Origin of the sequence: Spirillospora sp. NPDC052269, from assembly GCF_040679435.1 — a bacterium.
Lineage (GTDB): Bacteria > Actinomycetota > Actinomycetes > Streptosporangiales > Streptosporangiaceae > Spirillospora.
This window is the reverse complement of the sequence record NZ_JBFAUU010000027.1, coordinates 66,066-72,012: the sequence shown is the minus strand read 5'-3', so window position 1 is coordinate 72,012 and position 5,947 is coordinate 66,066. Positions and strand designations below refer to the sequence as shown.

General features: G+C 71.5%; 4 protein-coding genes. 3 read left to right on the top strand and 1 reads right to left on the bottom strand.

The genetic code is table 11. The features are described from left to right. Positions 1–456: 456 nt before the first annotated feature. Positions 457–1,971 (bottom strand): amino acid adenylation domain-containing protein, encoded by a 1,515-nt coding sequence (locus tag AB0L06_RS39675; protein ID WP_500236473.1) that lies wholly within the window; start codon positions 1,969–1,971, stop codon positions 457–459. 369 nt (positions 1,972–2,340) lie between these two features. Here AB0L06_RS39675 and sbnA point away from each other — a divergent pair, with 369 nt between their 5' ends. The 3 genes from sbnA (at position 2,341) to AB0L06_RS39660 (ending at position 5,925) form a co-directional block, all read left to right on the top strand. Then, complete coding sequence (gene sbnA, locus AB0L06_RS39670; RefSeq protein ID WP_500236471.1) at positions 2,341–3,345, top strand: 2,3-diaminopropionate biosynthesis protein SbnA; 1,005 nt, start codon at positions 2,341–2,343, stop codon at positions 3,343–3,345. 67 nt (positions 3,346–3,412) lie between these two features. Continuing rightward, entirely contained in the window at positions 3,413–4,438 is a 1,026-nt protein-coding gene (sbnB, locus tag AB0L06_RS39665; RefSeq protein ID WP_500236469.1) for a 2,3-diaminopropionate biosynthesis protein SbnB, read from the top strand. Positions 4,439–4,638: 200 nt separating this feature from the next. Then, positions 4,639–5,925 carry a hypothetical protein gene (locus tag AB0L06_RS39660; protein ID WP_500236468.1) on the top strand — a complete coding sequence of 429 codons (1,287 nt, stop codon included), beginning with the start codon at positions 4,639–4,641 and terminating at the stop codon, positions 5,923–5,925. The last annotated feature ends 22 nt before the right edge of the window (positions 5,926–5,947 follow it).

The following is a 5,947-nucleotide window of genomic DNA, read 5'->3' as shown; positions in this document are numbered from 1 at the left end:
CAAGTGGAACTTTCCCGGTCGAAGGGGGTCGGCGCTCCCCGGTCGGCAGGGACGCACGCCCATGCCGGGAAGCCACGCGAAAATGCGAAAAGCGATGAACACGAAAACCGTCGGGTTGCGCTCATCCCCTTTCTTCGAGCCCTTCGCAAGGTCTCGCCCGGCCGCGCGCCCGGCCGTTGCGGGACACGCACGCCACCGGGGGTTCCCGGCCGCGTTTCGGACGGGAGCGCCGCTGCTTTCGCCCGGTGCCGAGGTTCCCTCGACCCGCACCTCTACTCAGGAGTAGCAGGGGCTCAGTTAACCAGCCCGTCACATGCCCCGCAATCCCCCCGAAAGTAGAACTTGACCTCTGAAATCACTCACGGAAGTGACAAATCGCGACGCCTGAACGTTCGCTGCGTGAACACGGACATGCAGGATGTGACGATCTGTCGCCACCGAAACCTGCCAACCCCGCTACCCTGCGTGATCGAACTCGTGCACCACGACGGCCGCCGCGCCGACCCCCGGATGCCGCTGCAGGACCGCCTCGATCTCGCCCAGCTCCATCCGCACCCCGGCGATCTTGACCTGCCGGTCGACCCGGCCGAGGTACTGCAGGACGGGCCGGTCCTCGCCGCCCGCGCCGGCGGGCAGCAGCCGGACGGCGTCCCCGGTCCGGTAGAGGCGCCCGGTGGGCGAGTTCTCGAACGGGTCCCGGAAGAACGCGGCACGGGTGCGGTCGGGGTCGCCGAGGTAGCCGCGCCCGACGCAGATCCCGCCGACGAACAGCTCCCCCACCTCGTCCACGTCGCACGCCGCCCACGCGCCGTCCTCGGTGGCGCGCAGCACGTACAGCCGCGAGTTCACGATCGGCGACCCGATCGGCAGCCGGAGAAGTTCCAGGTCAGGGGCCGTGACGGAGTGGTGGGTGACGTCGTCGGAGCACTCGGTCGGGCCGTAGGCGTTGAGCAGCCCGGCGTGCGGCATCGCCTCCAGCCAGCGCCGGGACAGCTCGGCGGGCAGCTCCTCGCCGGTCGCGATCATCCAGCGCAGCCCGCCGAGCGAGCCCGCGGGCGCGTCGGGCAGGTCGTCCAGCAGGTGCCGGACCATGGTCGGGACGAGCTCGACGACCGTGATGCCCCGGTCGTCCACGGCGCGGGCGAAGGCGACCTGGTCGTGCGCCACCGCGTCCGGGACGATCTCGACCCGGCCGCCGAGCAGCAGCGGGCAGACCATCTGCCAGACCGAGATGTCGAAGCCGAGCGGCGAGGTCATCGCGAGCACGTCGTCCCCGGTCATGCCCAGGTCGACGATCTTGGCCCAGAGGTGGTTGACCATCCCCCGGTGCTCCACGACCGCCCCCTTGGGACGGCCCGTGGACCCCGAGGTGAACAGCACGTACCGGGGCTGGTCGAGCGACTCCAGCCGGGCCTCGCCCTGCCACGGCTCGCACCCCCGGGCCTCGCTCGCCGGGACGATGCGGCAGCCCGCGGCCTCGGCGCCCTCGCGCAGCGCGGCGGGTGTCTCGTCCTCCACGGTGATCAGCAGTGTCGCGCCCGCCTGGTCCAGGACGTCCCGGACGCGTCCGGCCGGCCAGCTCCCGTCGGCGGGCACGTACAGCGCTCCGACCAGCTCCAATGCCAGGAACGCGGCCAGCACCTCGATGCTCCGCTCACCGCCGACGCCGACGACCGTGCCGGGCTCGACGCCCTCGCGCTCCAGCAGGGAGGCGAACCGCCGCGCCTCGACGGCCAGCTCGGCGTAGCTGAGCTCCCGGCGCCCGTCGGCCACCGCCGGACGGTCACCCTCCGCGGCGAACCGCTCGACCCGGGCGATCACCGGGGCGTCGATGTCGAGGCCCCGGTCGCGGACCATGCCGTGCCGCGCGGCCAGCGCGCGGGCGCGCGCGATCTCCCCGGACGGGACGTCCAGCACCGGCAGCGCCTCGACCGGCAGCAGGCGCTCGTGGACCGGCGGTCCAGCGTTCATCGTCACCCTCCGTGGTGTGGCGGCGCTCACCCGTCATCACCGGATAATCCGCCTGTTCGGATCCGGTTCGCAGCGCGGGAGAAGCTTATGTCCGACCCCGGCCAGTCCTGCCGGGTTTCTGTTGCATATACACACTACCGGCCGGTAAGCCGGGGGTTGCGGCAGAACATGCAGCTAGGTACCGTGATGCTCCGCCGACGGTTCGACCCGATGATCGCGGCACAGTTCGGAGCAGCTGGAGAACGGCCGGAAATTGCGTTCGAGCCATTCGTACAACGGATCGGCGAAGGGCCTTCCCAACCCTTTCGCCATGGTGTCCTCCCCGCTTCCTCCGGCCAACGAGATCGGTTTTCTCCCCAGGGTGGCAGCGTGCCCATCATCACCTCGCCGCAGGACTTCAACGTCGAGGACCTCTACGTGGACCTCGGTCCCGTGCTCGACGTCCCGCTGTTCCTCAAGTGCGAGGGGTTCAACTTCGCCGGCTCGGTGAAGCTCAAGGCCGCCGCCGCGATGGTGGAGGCGGCCGAGCGGGACGGCCTGCTGCGCCCCGGCTCCACGATCGTCGAGTCGTCCTCGGGCAACCTCGGCGTCGCGCTCAGCGTCATCGCCGCCGACCGCGGCTACCGCTTCCTGTGCGTCACCGACCCGCGCTGCAACCCCGCCTCCGTGCGGATGATGCGCGCCCTCGGCGCCGAGGTCCTGGTCATCGACGACCAGGACGCCAACGGCGGCTACCTCGCCAGCCGCATCGCGCACGTCCGGCGGCTCTGCGCCGAATGCCCCGACCACATCTGGCTGAACCAGTACGCCAACCGCGACAACTGGCTCGCCCACTACAACGGCACCGCCCCCGCGATCGACCGCCGCTTCCCGGACCTGGATGTCCTGTTCGTCGGAGCGGGCACCACCGGGACCCTCATGGGCTGCGCCCGCTACTTCCGCGAACGCGGCCGCCCCGTCACGATCGTCGCGATCGACGCGGTCGGCTCGGTCACCTTCGGCGGCGTCCCCGAACGCCGCATGGTCCCCGGCCTCGGCACCAGCGCCCGCCCGGCCCTGGTGGACGAGTCGTACGTCGACGACGTCGTGCACGTCCCCGAGACCGACACGATCCGGACCGTCCACCGGCTGTCCTCGCGCGGCTTCCTGTTCGGCGGCTCCACCGGGACGGTCGTCTCCGGCGCCGCCCGCTGGCTCGCCGCCCGGCATCCCTCCGGGGGCCGGCGCCCGGTCGCCGTCGCCATCGCCCCCGACCTCGGCGAGCGCTACCTCGACTCGATCTACGAGGAGGGCTGGCTCGCCGAGCACTTCCCCGACCTGCCCGCCGCCCCCGGGGCGGTGCGGGACGTCGACGTCCTCGGCGTCCGCCCCTGACCCCCGATTCGCGAAACCCTCGCACGAGACCGCAGATTCGCACGAAACCGCAGAGGAGCTCCCCCTGATGTCCCAGACCCCGTCCTTCGCCGTGATCTCCGGCGCGCAGGTGCACGACGCCGTGCACGGCCGCGAACCCGAGGTCACCGCCATGGTCGAGGCGGCCTACCGGCTGCACGGCGAGGGCGCGACGGTCAACCCGGACTCCTACTTCCTGCGCTTCCCGGACCAGCCCGCCAACCGCATCATCGCCCTGCCCGCGTCGGTGAAGGGCGAGGTGAACGCGCACGGCATCAAGTGGATCTCGTCGTTCCCGGGGAACGTCGAGAACGGCGTCCCGCGCGCCTCGGCCGTGCTGATCCTGAACGACACCGCGACCGGATACCCGTTCGCGTGCCTGGAGTCGTCCATCATCAGCGCGGCCCGCACCGCCGCGTCCGCCGCGCTCGCCGCCGCCCGGATCGCCGACGCCCGGGGCGTCCGCCCGCGTCGGGTCGGGTTCTTCGGCGTCGGCCTGATCGCCCGGTACATCCACACCTACCTGGCCGCGAACGGCTTCGCGTTCGACGAGCTGGGCGTCTTCGACCTGAAGCCGGAGCACGCCAAGGGCTTCAAGGAGTACCTGGGACGCACCGAGACCGGCGAGATCACCGTCCACGGATCGGCGGAGGACCTGGTCACCTCGTCCGACCTGATCGTCTTCGCGACGGTCGCGGGCGAGCCGCACGTCCACGACCCGGCCTGGTTCGCGCACAACCCGCTCGTGCTGCACGTGTCGCTGCGCGACCTGTCCCCCGAGATCATCCTCGCGTCCTGCAACGTGGTCGACGACGTCGAGCACTGCATGAAGGCCAACACGTCCCCCCACCTGGCCGAACAGCGGGTCGGACACCGCGACTTCGTGGCGGGCGACCTGTACGACGTGCTCGTCGGGAAGGTCGTCCCGCCCGCGGACAGGCCCGTCGTCTTCTCCCCGTTCGGCCTCGGCGTCCTCGACCTGGCCGTCGCCCGCCACGTGTACGACCACGTCACGGCGTCCGGCGAGCTCCAGGAGGTCCCGGGCTTCTTCCACGAAATGCGGCGCTACGGCTGACCTTCTGGTCAGATTCCGGTCATCCTGCCCGGACACGGCCCGCTCCCCGGGTTAGACCTGGGACGTGGTCGGGCAGGAGGAGCGCGTGAGGAACAAGGCAGCCGCCCTTCTCTTCGCGACGCTGACTCTCGCCGCTCCCCCCCGCCTCCGCCACCGACGCCTCCGGCGCCTCGCCCCAGCCCGGTCCTGAGGCCGACTCGATGCGTGCCGAGCTCGTGACGTCCGGGGCGATCTGCCCGACCGTCCTGCTGGACAGCCACGGATACCCGGTCGCCTACTGCGCCGACCACGCCACCCGGCACGGCGAACTACGGCTGCTCGACCCGAGCGGCCTGACCGTCCTCGCGTCGATGCGCCTCCCTCCGAGCGACCGCCCCGACGACTCCCCCATGTACCTGGACGCCCAGGACCGCGCGGTCCTGGGCGACGGCGCCGACCACATCCTGCGAGTCACGCACACGCAGTCCCCATCAGGATTCTGGACGTTCCGGACGACGGACGACTGGGACGTCAGCCGCGCGGTGGCCACTCCTGATCACATCGAGAGCGTGGCCCCGGGATTCGACGGCCGCGTCTGGTTCTCGTCGGCGAACGGGACGGTCGGGACGCTCACGTCCGGCGTCGTCCATGTCCTGGCGCTGCCGAAGGGCGAGCGGGTCGCCAACGCGATCTCGTCGGCCCGAGTCGGGGTGGCCGTCCCGTCCGACCATGCGCTGTACGTCATGCGCGCCAAGCCGGACGGAACGCCGGTCGTCACGGCCCGGCTCCCGTACGACCGAGGTCCGGGCCGGCAGCCCGGCCGCCTGAGCTGGGGAACGGGAACGCCGCCGTCCTTCTTCGGACACCAAGACGACGTCTCCGGACGAGGAGGCGGTCGCTACCTGGCCATCGCCGACAACGCCGTCCCGCGCGAGCACCTGCTGGTCTACCGGCTGGACCGGAGGTCCGGCCACGCCCGGCAGGTCTGCCGCGTCCCGCTCTTCGCCGCCGGGCGCAGCGCGGCCGAGGACGCCCCGATCACCGTCGGACGCAGCGTGATCATCTCCAACACGTACGGCTACGACTACACGAGCGGCGATCCGCCGGCCGCGCTGCCCGGCGGCCTGACCCGCGTCGACGTCCGGCACCACGGCAAGGGCTGCAAGGTCGCGTGGACGAACCCCGTCCCGTCCGCCGCCGTGCCGACCCTGTCCGCGCGGGACGGCCACGTCTACACCGTCCAGCGCACGATGGACGGGCTCACGTCGTCGTTCGCGCTGACGGCCGTCGACGCGTCCACCGGGAAGACCGTCCGCATCACCCCACTGGGCTCGGGCGTGGCGTACGAGACCTTCCAGCTGGCCGGGGCGAGCAACCCGTCCGGCGTCCTGTACCAACCGACCGTCAGCGGCATCCTGCGCATCTCACCCCGGCGAAAGGCCGAACGCCGCCCCCTCGCCAACGCGACGCTCGATCGGATCGCTCAAGGCCCTGGGAGGGCGGGGTAGGAGACACCACTCGGACGCACTC

Coding starts and splice junctions, on each gene's coding strand:
- AB0L06_RS39660 (WP_500236468.1), top strand. CDS start 4,639: ATGCGTGCCGAGCTCGTGACGTCCGGGGCGATCTGCCCGACCGTCCTG.
- AB0L06_RS39675 (WP_500236473.1), bottom strand. CDS start 1,971: ATGAACGCTGGACCGCCGGTCCACGAGCGCCTGCTGCCGGTCGAGGCG.
- sbnB (WP_500236469.1), top strand. CDS start 3,413: ATGTCCCAGACCCCGTCCTTCGCCGTGATCTCCGGCGCGCAGGTGCAC.